Origin of the sequence: Streptomyces sp. 13-12-16, from assembly GCF_002114215.1 — a bacterium.
Lineage (GTDB): Bacteria > Actinomycetota > Actinomycetes > Streptomycetales > Streptomycetaceae > Streptomyces.
This window is the reverse complement of record NZ_NCTE01001210.1, coordinates 3364-20763: the sequence shown is the minus strand read 5'-3', so window position 1 is coordinate 20763 and position 17400 is coordinate 3364. Positions and strand designations below refer to the sequence as shown.

The 17400-nt window shown below is 72.0% G+C and carries 15 protein-coding genes and 1 pseudogene; 8 read left to right on the top strand and 8 right to left on the bottom strand.

All coding sequences use genetic code 11. The features are described 5' to 3' along the window. Nucleotides 1-171: 171 nt before the first annotated feature. The 4 genes from B7767_RS37875 to B7767_RS37860 all read right to left on the bottom strand — a co-directional run bounded on the left by B7767_RS37875 (nt 172) and on the right by B7767_RS37860 (nt 3724). Nucleotides 172-1116, bottom strand: coding sequence for a hypothetical protein (locus B7767_RS37875; RefSeq protein ID WP_085575946.1), 945 nt, complete (start codon nt 1114-1116; stop codon nt 172-174). 13 nt (nt 1117-1129) lie between these two features. Next, nucleotides 1130-1426, bottom strand: coding sequence for a DUF4193 domain-containing protein (locus B7767_RS37870; protein WP_003993510.1), 297 nt, complete (start codon nt 1424-1426; stop codon nt 1130-1132). A gap of 393 nt (nt 1427-1819) precedes the next feature. Beyond that, a complete protein-coding gene (locus B7767_RS37865; protein ID WP_085575945.1) occupies nt 1820-3064 on the bottom strand; it encodes a HAMP domain-containing sensor histidine kinase in 1245 nt (414 codons plus the stop codon). A gap of 6 nt (nt 3065-3070) precedes the next feature. Continuing rightward, the gene (locus B7767_RS37860; RefSeq protein ID WP_007387794.1) at nt 3071-3724 is read right to left on the bottom strand and encodes a response regulator transcription factor; all 654 of its coding nucleotides are present in this window, start codon (nt 3722-3724) and stop codon (nt 3071-3073) included. A gap of 446 nt (nt 3725-4170) precedes the next feature. On the opposite strand from B7767_RS37860, the gene B7767_RS46915 reads away from it, so the two are divergent. After that, nucleotides 4171-4344, top strand: a complete 174-nt coding sequence (locus B7767_RS46915) for a hypothetical protein (RefSeq protein ID WP_167748545.1) — start codon at nt 4171-4173, stop codon at nt 4342-4344. Between the two features lie 268 nt (nt 4345-4612). Here B7767_RS46915 and B7767_RS37855 read toward each other — a convergent pair whose 3' ends face one another. Both B7767_RS37855 and B7767_RS37850 read right to left on the bottom strand, forming a co-directional pair. After that, nucleotides 4613-5428 carry an inositol monophosphatase family protein gene (locus B7767_RS37855; protein WP_085575944.1) on the bottom strand — a complete coding sequence of 272 codons (816 nt, stop codon included), beginning with the start codon at nt 5426-5428 and terminating at the stop codon, nt 4613-4615. 8 nt (nt 5429-5436) lie between these two features. Further along, nucleotides 5437-6564 (bottom strand): ferrochelatase, encoded by a 1128-nt coding sequence (locus tag B7767_RS37850; protein WP_085575943.1) that lies wholly within the window; start codon nt 6562-6564, stop codon nt 5437-5439. 149 nt (nt 6565-6713) lie between these two features. Here B7767_RS37850 and B7767_RS37845 point away from each other — a divergent pair, with 149 nt between their 5' ends. The 3 genes from B7767_RS37845 to sepH all read left to right on the top strand — a co-directional run bounded on the left by B7767_RS37845 (nt 6714) and on the right by sepH (nt 10601). Further along, a complete protein-coding gene (locus B7767_RS37845) occupies nt 6714-7955 on the top strand; it encodes an MFS transporter (RefSeq protein WP_085575942.1) in 1242 nt (413 codons plus the stop codon). Then, nucleotides 7915-9234: a D-arabinono-1,4-lactone oxidase gene (locus B7767_RS37840; RefSeq protein ID WP_085575941.1), complete on the top strand. Its 1320-nt coding sequence runs from the start codon at nt 7915-7917 to the stop codon at nt 9232-9234. The genes B7767_RS37845 and B7767_RS37840 overlap by 41 nt, the downstream gene beginning before the upstream one ends. Before the next feature lie 314 nt (nt 9235-9548). Continuing rightward, complete coding sequence (gene sepH / locus B7767_RS37835; RefSeq protein WP_085575940.1) at nt 9549-10601, top strand: septation protein SepH; 1053 nt, start codon at nt 9549-9551, stop codon at nt 10599-10601. A 207-nt stretch (nt 10602-10808) separates the two neighbouring features. Here the strand turns inward: sepH and B7767_RS37830 are convergent, their stop codons facing one another. Continuing rightward, nucleotides 10809-11660: a sulfurtransferase gene (locus B7767_RS37830; RefSeq protein WP_085575939.1), complete on the bottom strand. Its 852-nt coding sequence runs from the start codon at nt 11658-11660 to the stop codon at nt 10809-10811. Nucleotides 11661-11842: 182 nt separating this feature from the next. On the opposite strand from B7767_RS37830, the gene B7767_RS37825 reads away from it, so the two are divergent. Further along, a complete protein-coding gene (locus B7767_RS37825) occupies nt 11843-12646 on the top strand; it encodes a VOC family protein (RefSeq protein ID WP_085575948.1) in 804 nt (267 codons plus the stop codon). 294 nt (nt 12647-12940) lie between these two features. Beyond that, nucleotides 12941-13903, top strand: coding sequence for an XRE family transcriptional regulator (locus B7767_RS37820; protein ID WP_085575938.1), 963 nt, complete (start codon nt 12941-12943; stop codon nt 13901-13903). 37 nt (nt 13904-13940) lie between these two features. On the opposite strand, the gene B7767_RS37815 is transcribed toward B7767_RS37820, so the two are convergent. Further along, complete coding sequence (locus B7767_RS37815; RefSeq protein ID WP_085575937.1) at nt 13941-15074, bottom strand: NAD(P)/FAD-dependent oxidoreductase; 1134 nt, start codon at nt 15072-15074, stop codon at nt 13941-13943. Nucleotides 15075-15223: 149 nt separating this feature from the next. On the opposite strand from B7767_RS37815, the gene B7767_RS37810 reads away from it, so the two are divergent. Both B7767_RS37810 and B7767_RS37805 read left to right on the top strand, forming a co-directional pair. Then, on the top strand, nt 15224-15850 hold the full coding sequence (locus B7767_RS37810) for a TetR/AcrR family transcriptional regulator (RefSeq protein ID WP_085575936.1): 627 nt from the start codon (nt 15224-15226) through the stop codon (nt 15848-15850). Between the two features lie 215 nt (nt 15851-16065). Next, nucleotides 16066-17282: pseudogene (locus B7767_RS37805) on the top strand (IS256 family transposase). The last annotated feature ends 118 nt before the right edge of the window (nt 17283-17400 follow it).

Here is a 17400-nt window from a genome sequence, read left to right as displayed (position 1 = left end):
CGCCCGCACCACGCGCGAGGCCCGGTCGCACCGGGGCCCGGTGGACGTCCGGCCGCGTGAGCCGGGGCGTGCCGCCGCGCGGCCGAGCGGTTCGCTCAAGTGATGCCGGATGCCGGGAAGCACCCCGGCAGGCCGGCCGGGGCGCGGGAGGGCGGCCGGGGGACCGTCGCCTCACGGCGTCCGGTGGTCGTCGTCCTTGCCCGCGTGACCGCCGAGCTCCTTGAGGGCGTCCTCGGGGAGGGCGTTCTCGGGGCGCTCCAGGGCGGGGAGGGCCGGCAGCGCGTCCCAGGGCACCTGGATTCTGCGCAGGTCGTCCCGGATGCGTGCGGCGAGCTTTCTGGTGTCCCTGCGGTTCATGGCGGCGCCCACGGCGGCTCCCACCAGGAACGGCATCAGGTTCGGCAGGTTGCGGACCGTGCGCTTCATGATCCGCTGGCGCAGTTCGCGCTTCATGTGGCTGTTCAGCGCCGCGCTCACGGTCGAGGGTCTGGTGGCCTCGACGCCGCGCTCCTCCGACCAGGAGTTGAGGTACACGGTGCTGCGCTGGGCGAGGGTGCCGGCCGGCCGCACGCCGTAGACCTCGTGGAGTTCGGCGATCAGCTTCAGTTCGATCGCGGCGACGCCGGTGATCTCGGCGGCCAGCTCCGTCGGCATCGCGGGCGGTACGGGCATCATGGCCGCCGCGCCGACTCCGGCCCCGACCGTGGCCGTGGCCTTCGCGGCGCCCGCCACGAGCCTGTCCGCGAGCTCCTCGGGGCCGAGGCCGGGGAACTGCCGGCGCAGCGTCCCGAGGTCGCGTACGGGCACACGCGGGGCGATCTCGATGATCCGGTCCGCGAGATGCGCCAGTCCCGCACGGGCGCGGGCACCGCCCTTGCGGGCGCCTTCCAGGGCCTTCTCGCGGATCACGGCGGCCCGCCGGTGCGCCGCGGGCGCGGTGACCTCCAGAGGTGCCGGGAGGTCACCCCGGCCGGCTGCCGCTTCGAGCGAGGCCGCCCCGGTACCGGTTGGGCCCCGCTCTCGGTCACGCGTGTCGTGCTGCGGGCCCTCCTCGGGCCCTTGGTCCGCTCCCCTGGTGAAGAAGCGGCGCTTCCGCGGAGGGGTCGAGCCAGTCACGGCCGACCCCGCCTCAGTCGCAGTCGCGGCAGATCGGCTGACCGTTCTTCTCGCGGGCCAGCTGGCTGCGGTGGTGGACCAGGAAGCAGCTCATGCAGGTGAACTCGTCCTGCTGCTTGGGCAGGACCCGGACGGCCAGCTCCTCGTTCGAGAGGTCCGCTCCGGGCAGTTCCAGGCCCTCGGCGGCCTCGAACTCGTCGACGTCCACGGCCGAGGCCGACTTGTCGTTCCGCCGGGCCTTCAGCTCTTCCAGGCTGTCCGAGTCGACGTCGTCGTCGGTCTTGCGTGGAGTGTCGTAGTCGGTTGCCATTGTCGCTCTCCCCCTCTGGGTGTATGCGGTGTCTCCAGCGCACGTAACGCGTGAGAGGCCGGACTTGTGCCCGACCTGAGGCGGAGATTTTGCCTCACATCAAGGTCTGTTACTCAATCGACACCCAACCGGACTCCTCATGAGTGATCGGCTTGGATGGCGATGGGGACCGTACACGGTCCGGATGTCGCACTCCAAAGGCGCCTCACCGTGTACTTCCCGTGATCAGGCCCCCCGAAAACCGGGATTTTCCCGACTTTCCCGGGGATACATGATCACGGAGAGTGGACGGCCGGAGGATCGCTCCTGTGATCGATCACACACGGGGATACCGGAGAGGCGCCCCGAAAATTCCGCTCAAAGCGAACACCCCGTTGTGTCGGCGGCATCATCTCAGATCGGCAAGGTGACGCGCATCACGAGCCCGCCCCCTTCGCGCGGTTGTGCGTAAATGTGGCCGCCGTGCGCCCGTGCGACCGACCGGACGATGGACAGACCGAGCCCGACACCCTTGTCGCTGCCCGTGCGCTCGGTGCGCAGCCGCCGGAACGGCTCGAAGAGGTTGTCGATCTCGTACGCCGGTACCACCGGGCCCGTGTTCGACACCACCAGGACCGCCTGTCCGTGCTCCACGTCGGTGGTGACCTCGACCCAGCCCTCCTCGGGCACGTTGTACCGCACGGCGTTCTGCACCAGGTTCAGCGCGATCCGCTCCAGCAGTACGCCGTTGCCCTGGACGACCGCCGGCCGGCGTGCGCCGCGGATCTCCACGCCCTTGGCCTCCGCCTCGCCGTGCACCTGGTCGATGGCCTGGGTGGCGACCTCGGCGAGGTCCACCGGCTTGCGCTCGACGATCTGGTTGTCGCTGCGGGCGAGCAGCAGCAGGCCCTCCACGAGCTGCTCGCTGCGCTCGTTGGTGGACAGCAGCGTCTTGCCGAGCTGCTGGAGCTCCACCGGCGCCCCGGGGTCGGAGAGGTGCACCTCCAGGAGCGTGCGGTTGATCGCCAGCGGGGTGCGCAGCTCGTGCGAGGCGTTGCCCACGAAGCGCTGCTGGGCGGTGAACGCCCGCTGGAGCCGCTCCAGCATGTCGTCGAAGGTGTCGGCCAGCTCCTTCAGCTCGTCGTCCGGGCCGTCCAGCTCGATCCGGCGGGACAGGTCCGAACCGGCCACCGCGCGGGCGGTGCGGGTGATCCGGCCCAGCGGCGACAGGACCCGGCCTGCCATGGCGTAGCCGAAGGCGAAGGCGATGATCGCGAGACCGAGCAGGGCCCCCAAGGAGCGGCTGAGCAGATCGTCCAGCGCGTGCTGCCGCTGGACGGCGTTGCACTGCTTGAGCATGTCGTTGAGCTGGCCGTTGGTGGTCGCGCCGTCCAGCTGCGGACAGGTCTCGCTGGTGATGTCGATGTTGCTGCCGGTCACCTGGAAGGACTGGCCGCTGCCGCCGTCATGGAGCGCCTGGGCGGCCAGCAGGTAGATGATCGACAGCAGCAGGATCCCGGCGATCAGGAACATGCCGCCGTACAGCAGCGTGAGGCGTATACGGATGGTGGGACGGAGCCACGGGAAGGGCGGGTCGCCCTTCCTCGGGTCCCAGGTGGGCTTGGGGGGCGCCGTGGGGGGCGCGGGTGTGGCGGCCATCGGTCATCAGATCCGGTATCCGGAGCCGGGCACGGTCACGATGACCGGCGGCTCCCCCAGTTTGCGGCGCAGGGTCATCACGGTCACCCGCACCACGTTGGTGAACGGGTCCGTGTTCTCGTCCCAGGCCTTCTCCAGGAGCTGCTCCGCGGAGACGACCGCGCCCTCGCTGCGCATGAGCACCTCCAGGACGGCGAACTCCTTCGGCGCGAGCTGCACCTCCTTGCCGTCGCGGAAGACCTCGCGGCGGTTGGGGTCGAGCTTGATCCCGGCACGTTCCAGGACGGGCGGCAGCGGGACGCTCGTACGCCGCCCCAGGGCGCGCACGCGGGCGATGAGCTCGCTGAACGCGAAGGGCTTGGGCAGATAGTCGTCGGCGCCGATCTCCAGGCCCTCGACACGGTCGCTGACGTCACCGGAGGCCGTGAGCATCAGCACGCGCGTGGGCATGCCGAGCTCGACGATCCTGCGGCAGACGTCGTCGCCGTGCACGAGCGGGAGGTCGCGGTCGAGGACGACCACGTCGTAGTCGTTGACGCCGATGCGCTCCAGGGCGGCCGCACCGTCGTACACGACGTCGACGGCCATGGCCTCCCGGCGCAGCCCGGTGGCCACCGCATCGGCGAGCAGTTGCTCGTCCTCGACGACGAGTACGCGCACGTCGCTGGTCCTTCCTCATGTCCCGCCCTCGGTCGGACAGCGCCGCAGGGCGCACTCGGGCAGGGGTACGGGTGGGTGTGTTGCCTCCATCCTGCCCTTTTCGGCCGTAAGTCGGCTGTAAGGCGGGGGAACGCACGGTGGCCGAAGGGTCCGGGACAGGGGAACGTCCGGGCGAACGGGGCGGGAATACGAGAATTTCTCGCGCGGTTAGGTTTCCCCGGAAGAGAGCTTGGGGAGGACGGGTTTTACATCCCGCGATCACGCTCTGCACGTACCGCGCCACCATGCGGTACGTAACAGTCCGCTTCCGCAGAGCGGGCGTGGACGTCCGGCACCGTCGCCGCCCGGCCGAGCGGCGCTGGGCATCCGCTTCGGACGTGATCGTCCCTTCCGAACGGCACACCCCCGTGCCACCGACCCACCTACCCAGGACGAGGGGGCGCAGCATGGACGCATTCACCGCAGGACTTCTGCAGCGCATAAAGGCGACCGAGTCCGACCTGTCGCGGGCCCGCGACGACGGCGACGACTTCCTCGTCGACGTGGAACAGGGCGAACTCGACGACCTGCGCCGCCTCGCCGCCGAACACGGCGTGGAGGTCGGCGCGTACAGCGTCTGACCGGCTCGCACCGGAACGGGCCCCGGCGAATCCAGCGCCGGGGCCCGTGCTTTTTGTTCGTTCGCCTTCGGGGCGCCTCAGCCGGTGTCGAGGAGACGACCGTGCTCGACCCTTCGGGCCTCCGCGCGCTCGTCTCCTCGACACCGGCGCGCCCCTGCGGCTCTCTCACGGCCGACACGTGGGGACGGTGGGCGTTGACGGGCCCTTGCCGCTGGTTCATCCGCCCCGGTACCGGACCTCGGCCGGATGTCACCCCGCCGGCTGCCTGTCAGTCGTGCCAGGCCCCCAGGTCCTCCAAGATGTGCTGGAGCGGCTCGAAGACGCCCGGGGTCGCCGCGACCGTGAGGTCCCAGGACGGGCGGTCTCCGGGGCGGCCGCCGGTCAGGGCGCCCGCCTCGCGGGCGATCAGGTCACCGGCCGCCAGGTCCCAGGGGTGCAGCCCGCGCTCGTAGTAGCCGTCCAGACGCCCCGCGGCGAGGTCGCACAGGTCGATCGCGGCCGAGCCGCCGCGCCGGATGTCCCGGAGCCTGGGGATCAGCCGCTGTGCCACGTCGGCCTGGTGGGTGCGGACCTCGGTGACGTAGTTGAAGCCGGTCGACACCAGGGCCTGGTCCAGGGGCGGTGAGGGACGGCAGGTCAGCCGCCGCTCGCCCGCCCAGGCACCGGTCGCCCAGGCGCCGCGCCCACGCACCGCGTAGTACGCCTCACCGCGCATGGGGGCCGCGACCGCCCCGGCCACGGTCTCGCCGTCCTGCTCGGCGGCGATGGAGACGGCCCAGGTGGGCAGGCCGTACAGGTAGTTGACCGTGCCGTCGAGCGGGTCGATCACCCAGCGGATGCCGCTGCTGCCCTCGGTGGAGGCACCCTCCTCGCCGAGGAAGCCGTCCTCCGGGCGGCGCTCGGCGATCAGCGTGGTGATCAGCTTCTCGGCCGCGATGTCCATCTCGGTGACGACGTCGATCGGGCTGGACTTGGTCGCGGCGACCGCGAGGTCGGCCGGACGGCCGTCCCGCAGCAGCTCGCCCGCGCGGCGGGCCGCCTCCCGGGCGATCTGCAGCAGTTCCGCGTGCAGGGGGTCGGTCACGGCGCTCCTCATGCGTAGGGACTGTCGGCGCCCGCGGCGGCGGGACGCGGGGCACGGGACGGGCAGCAGCCCACCGGGCAGAGGTTGTGGCTCGCACCGAGCGCGCCCAGGGCGCACGGCGTGACGTCCTGCCCGCGTTCGGCGACCGCGCGCTCCACGATCAGCTCGCGGATCGCGGCGGCGAACCGCGGGTCGGCGCCGACGGTCGCCGAGCGGCGCACCGGCAGGCCCAGCTCCCCCGCCTTGGCGGTGGCCTCGGTGTCGAGGTCGTAGATGACCTCCATGTGGTCGGAGACGAAGCCGATGGGGGCCATGACCACGGCCGGGACCCCGGCCGCGTGCCGCTCCTCGAGGTGGTCGCAGATGTCGGGCTCCAGCCAGGGGATGTGCGGGGCGCCCGAGCGGGACTGGTAGACGAGCTGCCAGGGGCGGTCGACGCCGGTGCGCTCGCGGACGGCGTCGGCGATCACCCGGGCCACGTCCAGGTGCTGCCGGACGTACGCGCCGCCGTCGCCGTGCTCCTCGGCCGGGCCGGAGGTGTCGGCGGCGGAGGTGGGGATCGAGTGGGTGCAGAAGGCGATGTGCGCGCCGTCCCGGACGTCCTCGGGGAGGTCGGCGAGGGACCGCACGACCCCGTCGACCATGGGCTCGACGAAGCCGGGGTGGTTGAAGTAGTGCCGCAGCTTGTCGATCTTCGGCAGCTCCAGCCCTTCCCGCTCCAGGGTCGCGAGGGCGTCGGCGAGGTTCTCGCGGTACTGGCGGCAGCCCGAGTACGAGGCGTAGGCGCTGGTGGCCAGGACGAGGACGCGGCGGCGGCCGTCGCGGACCATCTCGCGCAGGGTGTCGGTGAGGTAGGGCGCCCAGTTGCGGTTGCCCCAGTAGACCGGCAGGTCCAGGCCGTGCTCGGCGAAGTCCTCGCGCAGCGCGTCCAGCAGGGCACGGTTCTGGTCGTTGATGGGGCTGACCCCGCCGAAGAGGAAGTAGTGCTGCCCGACCTCCTTGAGGCGTTCCTTGGGGATGCCGCGCCCGCGCGTCACGTTCTCCAGGAACGGGACCACGTCGTCCGGGCCTTCGGGACCACCGAAAGAGAGCAGGAGCAGGGCGTCATAGGGACTGGCATCGAGCACGTCAGGCATGTCTCGATCCTGCCACCCGGCAGCGACGGGCGGGACGGGGTGGGGGGTGTCACCGGCCATGATGTGGAATTCCGGGGTGTGTGAGGGTGACCTGACCCGTAAGCTGTATCGACTGCGGTCGCACCTTACTGAGCCCTTCCGGAGATCCCGTGCCCAGCCCCTATCGCGCCCTGTTCGCCGCCCCCGGCAGCAAGGCCTTCTCCGCCGCGGGGTTCCTCGGCCGGATGCCGCTGTCCATGATGGGCATCGGCGTGGTGACGATGATCTCCCAGCTCACCGGCCGGTACGGGCTGGCCGGCGCGCTGTCGGCGACCATCGCGCTGGCCGCCGCCGTGGCGGGCCCGCAGGTCTCGCGCCTGGTGGACCAGTACGGGCAGCGGCGGGTGCTGCGTCCCGCGACGCTGATATCGCTCACCGCGGCGGCGGTGCTGCTGTGCGCGGCGCACTACGGCTGGCCCGAGTGGGTGCTGTTCGTCGCGTGCGTCGGCATCGGCTGCGTGCCGAGCGTCGGCTCGATGGTCCGGGCCCGCTGGGCCGCCCTGTACCGGGGCACCCCGAAGCTGCACACCGCGTACTCGTTCGAGTCCGTGGTGGACGAGATGTGCTTCATCTTCGGGCCGATCATCTCCATCGGGCTGTCCACGGCCTGGTTCCCGGAGGCCGGCCCGCTGCTCGCGGCCTGCTTCCTGGCGGCCGGTGTCTTCTGGCTGACCGCGCAGCGCGCCACCGAGCCCGAGCCGCACCCGCGCGAGCACGAGGACGGCGGCGGCACGGCGCTGCGCGCCCCGGGCCTCCAGGTCCTGGTGGCGACGTTCGTGGCGACGGGGGCGATCTTCGGCGCCGTGGACGTGGTCACCGTGGCCTTCGCCGAGGACGAGGGGCACAAGGCCGCCGCGAGCGTGGTGCTCGCCGTGTACGCGCTCGGTTCCTGCGTGGCGGGCGTGGTGTTCGGGCTGCTGCACTTCGCGGGAGCGCCGGAACGTCGCTGGCTCCTGGGCGTTTGCGCGATGGCCGTGAGTATGATCCCACTCCTACTGGTCGGGAACTTGCCGTTTCTGGCCGTGGCGCTCTTCGTTGCGGGTCTGTCCATCGCTCCCACGATGATCACGACGATGTCCCTCATCGAAGAGCACGTACCACGCGCGCAGCTCACCGAGGGCATGACCTGGGTGAGCACCGGACTCGCGGTCGGGGTCGCCCTCGGCTCCTCCGCGGCCGGCTGGGTGATCGACGCGGCCGGGGCGCGTGCCGGGTACGGGGTTCCGGCGGCGGCCGGAGCCGTCGCGGTCGGCGTCGGGTTCCTCGGGTACCGCCGGCTGAAGCGGCCGGCTCCGGGTCGGGGAGGCTCTGTTGGGCAGCACGACGCACACGAGGAACGGCACATGGCGTAACTGGGGCGGCAACGTCCGCGTCCGTCCCGCGCGGGAGACCTCGCCCGCCTCCGTCGACGAGCTGGCCGCCGCCGTGCGCCGGGCCGCCGAGGACGGCATGCCGGTGAAGGCGGTCGGCACCGGCCACTCGTTCACCTCCATAGCCGCCACCGACGGCCTGCTGATCCGCCCTCATCTGCTGACGGGCATACGTCACATCGACCGCGCGGCCGGCACGGTCACGGTGGAGGCCGGCACCCCGCTCAAGCGGCTGAACATGGCCCTCGCGCGGGAGGGCCTGTCGCTGACCAACATGGGCGACATCATGGAGCAGACGGTCTCCGGGGCCACCAGTACGGGCACCCACGGCACGGGCCGCGACTCCGCCTCCATCGCCGCCCAGATCCGGGGCCTGGAGCTGGTCACCGCCGACGGATCGGTGCTCACCTGCTCCGGGGAGGAGAACCCGGACGTCTTCGCCGCCGCCCGGATCGGGCTCGGCGCCCTCGGCGTCGTCACCGCGATCACCTTCGCCGTGGAGCCGGTCTTCCTGCTCACGGCCCGCGAGGAGCCGATGCCCTTCGACCGGGTCTGCGCCGAGTTCGAGCAGCTGCACGCCGAGAACGAGCACTTCGAGTTCTACTGGTTCCCGCACACCGGCAACACCAACACCAAGCGCAACAACCGCAGCGCGGGCCCGGAGCGGCCGGTGCCGCGGCTCAAGGGCTGGTTCGAGGACGAGTTCCTCTCCAACGGGGTCTTCCAGGCGGTCAACTGGGTCGGCCGCGCGGCACCCGCGGCCGTTCCGGCCATCGCACGGATCTCCAGCAGGGCGCTCTCCGCGCGGACCTACACCGACATCCCGTACAAGGTCTTCACCTCACCGCGCCGGGTGCGCTTCGTGGAGATGGAGTACGCCGTTCCGCGCGCGGCCCTGGTGGAGACGCTGCGGGAGCTGAAGGCGATGGTCGACCGCTCGCCGCTGCGGGTCAGCTTCCCCGTCGAGGTGCGCACCGCGCCGGCCGACGACATCACGCTGTCCACCGCGTCCGGCCGGGACAGCGCCTACATCGCCGTCCACATGTTCAGGGGCACCCCCTATCAGGGGTACTTCACCGCGGCCGAGCGCATCTTCACCGCCCATGAGGGGCGGCCCCACTGGGGGAAGATCCACACGCGCGACGCCGATTACCTCTCACGGGTGTATCCGCGCTTCGAGGAATTCACGGCGCTGCGGGACCGGCTCGACCCGGAACGCCGGTTCCGGAACGACTACTTGCGGAGGGTCCTGGGGTCGTAGAGGATTCGCTGCACGGCGTGCCAATCCACGCACGTGGCCCAAATGGAGTACTCTTGCGAGCCTTGGGCCCGGTCTCCCGTCAGGGTGCCCGGAACCGCGAAGGACCGCCAGGAGGGGGCTAGTTGCACAGGGTGACGCAGTTGGTCACTTAGCGTTGCGAATAGGTAACCGTGCCATAACGGCGATCCAGGGCCCGCGCCCGACACGCCGGGCAGATAGGCAAGGTTGTGGCAGGCTGCACCCGGGCAGGCCACACTCGACTAGCGGAAGCAGCGACGCACGTGACGTCGGCAGGCACCACCCGGGAGGTCCCCATGCCCGAACTGCGTGTCGTGGCCGTCTCGAATGACGGCACACGGCTGGTGCTGAAGGCTGCGGACAGCACGGAGTACACCCTTCCGATCGACGAACGGCTCCGGGCCGCCGTGCGCGGCGACCGTCCCCGCCTCGGCCAGATCGAGATCGAGGTGGAGAGCCACCTCCGCCCCCGCGACATCCAGGCGCGTATAAGAGCGGGCGCGACCGCGGAAGAAGTCGCGCAGATGGCCGGCATCCCCGTGGACCGCGTACGCCGCTTCGAGGGCCCCGTCCTCGCCGAGCGCGCGTTCATGGCCGAGCGCGCCCGCAAGACCCCCGTCCGCCGCCCCGGTGAGAACTCCGGTCCCCCGCTGGGCGAGGCGGTGCAGGAGCGGCTGCTGCTGCGCGGCGCCGAGAAGGACACCGTCCAGTGGGACTCCTGGCGCCGCGACGACGGCACCTGGGAAGTGCTGCTGGTCTACCGGGTCGCGGGCGAGCCGCACTCGGCGAGCTGGACCTACGACCCGCCCCGGCGGCTCGTCCAGGCCGTCGACGACGAGGCGCGCTCGCTGATCGGCGAGTCCGACGACCTCGCCGCGCCCGAGCCCAGCTTCCCCTTCGTGCCGCGCATCGCCCGGCTGCCGCGGGACCGCCCGCTCGACCGTCCCGGCGACCGCGAGCGCCCGAGCCTGCCCGCGCAGGCGTCCGAGCCCGACGAGGAGTCCCTGACGGCCACGGCGTCGGGTGAACGGGATTCGCTGACCAGCCTGCTGGAGGCGGTACCGAGCTTCCGGGGCGACCTGGTCGTCCCGGAGCGCGCGCCCGAGACCGTTCCCGAGGAGCCGGACCCCGAGCCCGCCGAGGCGGAGGAGCCGGCGGCCCCCGCGGCCTCGGCGGGGGCCGCGTACGCGGACGTCCTCATGCCGCGTTCCGTCACCAGCCACCGGGACCGGCTCATCGGCTCGACCGACCGTCAGGCCGAGGCGGACGGCGTCCGTCCGGGCCGCCGCGCGGCGGTGCCGAGCTGGGACGAGATCGTGTTCGGGACGCGGCGGAAGAAACAGGAGTAGCTCGTTCGGGCGGTCCGTGCCCGCGGCCGATTGACGGCACGAGGGCGCTCGCCGTACGGATGCCGTCGGCTGATCCGGCGGCAAGACGCCGATGGGGGCGAATCCCCCGGCGATCCTCCCGGCGGAACGGCCCGTCGAGGGCGTGCCGCCGGGAGATCCGCTTCCTTCACAGCCCGGGGCCTGCATCCGGACTGCCGGTCCCCTGCCCTACTGCGGGTCCGGGCCCACCGCGACCGGCCGTTCCGGGTCGGACGACCACTCCGACCAGGAGCCGACGTACAGCGCGGCCGGGATGCCCGCGACCGCCAGCGCCAGCACCTCGTGCGCGCCGGAGACACCCGAGCCGCAGTACACGCCGACCGGTGCCCCCCGGGACACGCCCAGTTCCTTGAAGCGGGCGCCCAGTTCCCCGGCGGGCAGGAAACGGCCGTCGGCGCCGACGTTCTCCGTCGTGGGCGCCGAGACCGCGCCGGGAACGTGCCCGCCCACCCGGTCGATCGGCTCCACCTCACCGCGGTACCGCTCCCCCGCGCGGGCGTCCAGCAGCACCCCCGAACGCGCCAGCGCCGCCGCGCCGTCGGCGTCGAGCAGCCCGTCCGCCCCCGGCACCGGCACGAAGTCGCCCTCGGCCGGCTGCGGCACCGACGTCTCCAACGGCCCTTCCCAGGACGGCAACCCGCCGTCGAGGACTCGCACGTCCGGGTGACCCGTCCAGCGCAGCAGCCACCACGCGCGGGCGGCGCCCCAGCCCAGGCCCCCGTCGTACACGACCACCGGCGTCCCGGACGACACGCCCGCCCGCCGCATCGCGGCGCCGAACACCGCGAGGTCCGGCAGCGGATGGCGGCCGCGACCGCCCGGAGCGGAAGCCAGCTCCCGGTCCAGGTCGACGAAGACGGCGCCGGGAAGGTGCCCGGCCCCGTACGCGGCCCGTCCGTCGAACGGCGGCTCACCGGCCGCCGCGGCCAGGCTGAGCTGCCAGCGGACGTCGAGCAGTACCGGCGGGTTGGCGCCCGCGAGCGCGTCCGCGAGGTCGGATGCGGAGATGATGGCGTTCATGGCCACCATCCTCGCGCACGGGGTGGCCGAGCCGCCCGCGTCCGGCTACTCTGCTCGGCCGGACAGGAACGGTCACGAGGCGTACCGGATCGGGCACGTACTGTGTCGACAGCGGCGCGGGAACGATCCGCCGGGACGCGAGAGGACAACGGCCGGCACACGCGGCCGAGAAGAGAGTGACGATGACCGACGCACGGGGGAACGCCCGCCCGAACGGCGGGGCGCCCGCTCGGTACACACCCGGCACACCCTGCTGGGTGAGCCTGACGACGCACGGCCTGGAGGCGACCGAGGAGTTCTACGGGGCGCTGTTCGGCTGGGAGTTCCACCCCGGCCCCCAGCAGCTCGGCCCGTATGTGCGTGCCCTGCTCGACGGCCGTGAGGTGGCCGGCATGGGGGTGCTGCCGCCGGACCGTGATCTGCCGGTCGCCTGGACGCCGTACTTCGCCTCCGACGACGTGGACCTGACGGCGGACGTGGTGCGGTCGCGCGGCGGCACCATCGGAGTGGGCCCGCTGGACGCCGCCGACGCCGGCCGGCTGGCGATCGGCTCCGACCCCGGCGGTGCCGTCTTCGGCGTCTGGCAGGCGGCCGCGAGTCCGGGCACCGCCGTCTCCGGTGTGCCCGGCACCCCCGCCTGGTACGAGCTGACGACCTTCGAGTCGGCCCGTACCGCCAAGTTCTACGAGACCGTGTTCGGTTACGACGAGGAACCGGCCCTCTCCGCCGAACCCGACCACGTCACCCTGCGTCTGAGAGGCCGCCCGGTGGCCGGCGTCCACGGCGTGGGCAGGGCCCTTCCCCGGGACCGGGGACCGCACTGGACGACGCACTTCACCGTCGCCGGCACCGACGACGCGGTGGAGCAGGTCCTCCGCCTGGGCGGCCGGCTCCTCGTCCCGCCCCACGAGGGCCCCCACGGACGCGTCGCCACGGTGACGGATCCGGAGGGGGCACGGTTCGCGGTGGTGGAGGACCCGCGCTGACGCGCGGCCGCTTGACGGCGTGCGGCGTCTTCGGACGCCCGGGGCGGCCCGGCCGGACCGTCGACCGGAGCGGTGGTGACGGCGCCGCGTTCCGGTCCACCCCCGTGGGCCCGGAACGCGGCGGCATCACCAGAGTCTGGGCGGGCGGATCCTGTCCGGCAAGGACGTGCGGTGTCCGGGACGGAACGAGACTGTCCGGCCTGGTCAACGGCTTGCCCTGACCGTGCGCCCGGGCTGTCCGATAACCGCCGGACACCGGTTGCCCGTTGTGGCGGGTGTGATGAGAATGACCGCATGGTGGTCCCGGGGGGCGTGGACCCCGCAGAGGCGCGGACGGCGCGCGAGTACGTCGCCCTGCTGCGGAGGCTCAAGGAGCACAGTGGCCTGACCTACCGTCAGCTGGAGCAGCGGGCCGCCGAACGCGACGAGGTGCTGGCCCGCAGCACCCTGGCGGACACCCTGCGGCGGGACGCCCTGCCGCGCGCGGAGGTGGTCGCGGCACTGGCCCGGGCGTGCGGTGCCGGGGACGACGTACCGGAGTGGATCGCGGCCAGGGAACGGCTCGCCGCCGGGGAGGTCCCCGCGACCGACGGTACGGATCCCGCGCCCGACGGTACGGATCAGGAGCCGGAACCCCCGAACGAGCCACCGGAACCGTCGGACCCCCGCCGCGGCAGGACCGCCGTGACCGCCGCGCTGGTCTCACTCGGCACGGTCGTCCTGCTCACCGTCGGCGCGGTGACACTGCTGCCGCAGGACGACGGAACCGAGAACACGAAGTCGGCCGCCACCCCTACGACTTCGGGCTACTCGCGCGTCCGTCCGGCGCGCGCACCCGAGTTGTGCCTGACCGACGGGAACGTCCGCGTGGAAGGCGAGTCCAAACTCCTCGCGGTGCAGCGGCCTTGCGCGGAGGCCGTTCCGCCGCGCGTGTACCTCCAGGGGGCGGACGACGGCCGCTACCAGATCCAGTTCCGCCACCCGGAGCACGGCACCGGCTGCCTCACCGTCCTGGGCGACGGGGTGTTCAAGGGCACGCTCGAACCTTGGGGGGACTGCCGGGCGGGCGGGAACTCCCAGTGGTTCCGCGTGGAACGGGCCGACGGCAGCGACCGGTGGCGGTTGCGGTCGGCGCAGGACGACGCGCTGTGCGTCGGCGTCCGCGGGAGCGCGGAGGAGGCGGGCGCGGCGGTCGTGGCGGAGCACTGCGCGGAGCGCGGCGGCGACGATCAGGTGTTCCTGATCGGGCGGGAGTGACGGGCCCGGTCGCCCCCTCGGCCCGCCCCGGGGCGTGTCAGTGGTGGTCGGCGGTGGCGAAGTCGGGCAGCTCGGTGGAGAGCAGCTCGGTGGCGGCACCGTCGAGGAGCCGGGCCGTCTCCGTGGAGCGGGGAAGCATGGTCTCCTCGTAGGCGCGGACGGCTTCGCCGACGGTGTCGTGGTGGGCGAGGGCGAGGGCGAGTTCGCCGGCGTCCAGCATGGCGAGGTTGACGCCGACGCCGAGCGGGGGCATCAGGTGGGCGGCGTCGCCGAGCAGGGTCACCGTGGGGTTGTGCTCCCAGGTGTGCGGGACGGGAAGAGCGTGGATCGGGCGGTCGACGTAGCGGCCGTCGTTGTCGGTGATCAGCCGGCGCATGCGGGGTGACCAGTCGCGGTAGCGCTCCAGGAGGTGGGCGCGGATGCCGTCGGTGTCCTGGAGGGAGAGGCCGCCGGCGGTGATCCAGTCGGCCGGGACGCGCTGGATGAGGTAGACGCGGATGTGGTCGCCGCCGTTGCGCTGGGCGAACAGGCCGCGCTCACCGTCGGCCGCTGCGGCGCTGCCCTGGCCGACGAGTTCGGCGATGTCGGGGTGCCGGGTCGTGACGTCGTGGAACCAGGCCTCCAGGAAGCTCACGCCGCTGTACCGGGGAACGGCCGGGGAGACGGCCTGGCGGACCTTGGACCAGGCTCCGTCGGCGCCGATGACGAGGTCCGCCTCGACGGTGGTGCCGTCGGTGAAGTGCAGTTGCCGGGGGCCTTCGGCGGGGCCGCCGACGGAGCGCAGGGTGTGGTTCCAGCACACGGTGCCGGGCCTGAGCGAGCCGAGCAGCAGGTCTCGCAGCCGGCCGCGGTCGATTTCCGGCTTGAACCGCTCGTCCTGCTCGGGGACGTGGTGGAAGAGGACCGTGCCGGCCGGGTCCATCTGGCGCATCTCCTGCCCCTCGGGGCGGGCCAGCCGGAAGAACTCCTCCAGGAGGCCGGCTTCGCGCAGGGCGATCTGGCCGTTGTCGGCGTGCAGGTCGAGGGTGCCGCCCTGGTCACGGGCGTCGGGGCCGGCGTCGCGGTCGTGGACGGTGACGGCGATGCCGTGCCGCTGGAGGATGCGGGCGCAGGTCAGACCGCCGGGGCCGGCGCCGATGACGGCGATACGGGGTGCGGGAGGGGTGTTCACGGAGTGCTCCGTTCGTTCGGTGCGGTCCCGAGAGGGAAGAGAGCGGCCGGGCAGTGCCTCGCAGCCGCCGCTCCAGAAAAACACACCGACTCAATAAGTGCAACAACTCAACTTTTGAAGCGAGTCAACCGGAGAGGTAGGGTGCCGGTATGCCCAGAACGACGACCGACACCGCGACAGGCCCCTCCCCCGCACCCGTGGGGCGCCGCGAACGCAAGAAGGCCGCCACCCGCCGGGCCATCGCCGACGCCGCGCTGCGCCTGTTCCTGGAGCGCGGCTACGACGAGGTCGGCATCCGCGAGATCGCGGACGCCGCCGACGTGTCCACCACCACCCTGTTCAAGCACTTCCCGGTCAAGGAGGCCCTCGTCTTCGACGAGGACGCCGACCAGGAGACCCACCTGCTCGCGGCCGTCCGCGAGCGCCCCGAGGGCCGGTCGATCCCCGCCGCCCTGCGCGAACACGCCCTGACCACCCGGCTGGTCTCCGCCGACGGCGACGCCCGCTTCACCGCCTTCGCCGACCTGGTGACCGGCACTCCCGCGCTGCGGGACTACGCCCAGAAGATGTGGCTGCGCCATGCCACCGCGCTCGCCCGGGTCATCGCCGAGGAGAGCGGCCTCCCCGCGGACGACCCCGCCTGCACCGCCCTGGCCCACTTCGCCCTCGAAGCCCCCCGCGCGGCCTACCCCCACGACACCCCCCGCGAGGTCGTCGACCGGGCCTTCGACCTCCTGGAACGGGGCTGGAGCGCACTCGCCCGGAGCGAGGCGTGAGCGGGCGCGTTGCGTTTCGCAAGATGCGGAGGTGAAGCGCATCTCGAAGGGATGGCGTCCCGCTGTGTGGTGTAGAGGATCTCCGCGGTTGAGTGCGCGGGGTCTGCTCCCTGGAGTGCACCGTCCGCCGGTGAGTACTCCCTGCTCAACTGGCAGGCCACCGTGCAACTGTCCGGAGTGAACGGGCAGTTCGACCCAGGGGGTGCACGGTGGCCTTGTCCCGGCATGACCTGCTTCGCCTGCTTGAGTCACTACGTTCGGCCGATGGTCTTGAACTCGTCCGGGAGGTCGCCGAGCGGCTGCTGCAGGAACTGATCGAGGCGGAGGCCACCGCGAAGATCGGTGCCGAGTGGGGGGGGGAGCACACTGACACCCGCACCACATGGCGCAACGGCCACCGGGAGAAGACCGTGACCACGCAGGCCGGCGACCTCGAGCTCGCGATCCCGAAACTGCGGGCCGGGAGCTTCTTCCCCAGCCTCCTCGAGCGCCGGCGGCGCATCGACCAGGCCCTCTACGCGGTCGTCACGGAGGCCTACGTCCACGGCGTCTCCACCCGGTCGGTCGATGACCTCGTCAGGGCCCTGGGCTCCGACACCGGCATATCCAAGAGCGAGGTCTCCCGGATCTGTGCGGACCTGGACGGACAGCTCGACGCCTTCCGGACGCGCCCGCTGGACCACATCCGGTTTCCCTACCTCTTCCTCGACGCCACCTACGTCAAGGCCCGCGTCGACCACCGCATCGTCTCCCAGGCCGTCGTCATCGCCACCGGCGTCACCCAGGACGGCGGCCGCGAGGTCGTCGACGTCATGGTCGGCGACAGCGAAACCGAAGTGCTCTGGACCCAGTTCCTGCGTCACCTGCGCGAACGCGGACCGAGTGGCGTCCGCCTGGTCATCTCCGACAGCCACAGCGGCCTGGTCAAAGCGATCCGCAAGGTCATGCTCGGCACCACCTGGCAAAGGTGTCGTGTCCACTTCGTGCGCAACGTCTTCGCCGCCATCCCGAAAGGATCGGCGGGGATGGTCGCCGCGACGATCCGCACCATCTTCGCCAGCCCACCGCGGATACTGTCCGCGCCCAGCTCGACGCCGTCGCCGACCTGCTCGGCCGCCAATTCCCCAAGGTCAAAGAGATGCTGCTCGAGGCCAAGAAGGACCTGACCGCGTTCGCGGACTTCCCCCACCAGCACTGGAAGAAGATCCAGTCCACGAACCCGCTCGAGCGGCTGAACCGGGAGACCAAACGCCGCACCGACGTCGTCCAGGTCTTCCCGAACCCGCCCGCCGTCCTCCGCCTGGCCACCGCGGTCCTCGCCGAACTCCACGACGAATGGATCGCCTTCCCCCACCGCTACCTCTCCAACGAGAGCATGGACGCCCTCTACACCGACGACACGATCGTCCTGCCCGGCACGTCAGACGAATGATCGCCTACACCACGGCAAGGGACATGACCCTTCGGCGCGGGGGACGACGAGGGTGTGAAAGCGACTGTCTCCGAACTCGTCGCCTCCGAGGGACCGTGCCCCCTGGTCGCGGGAGAGA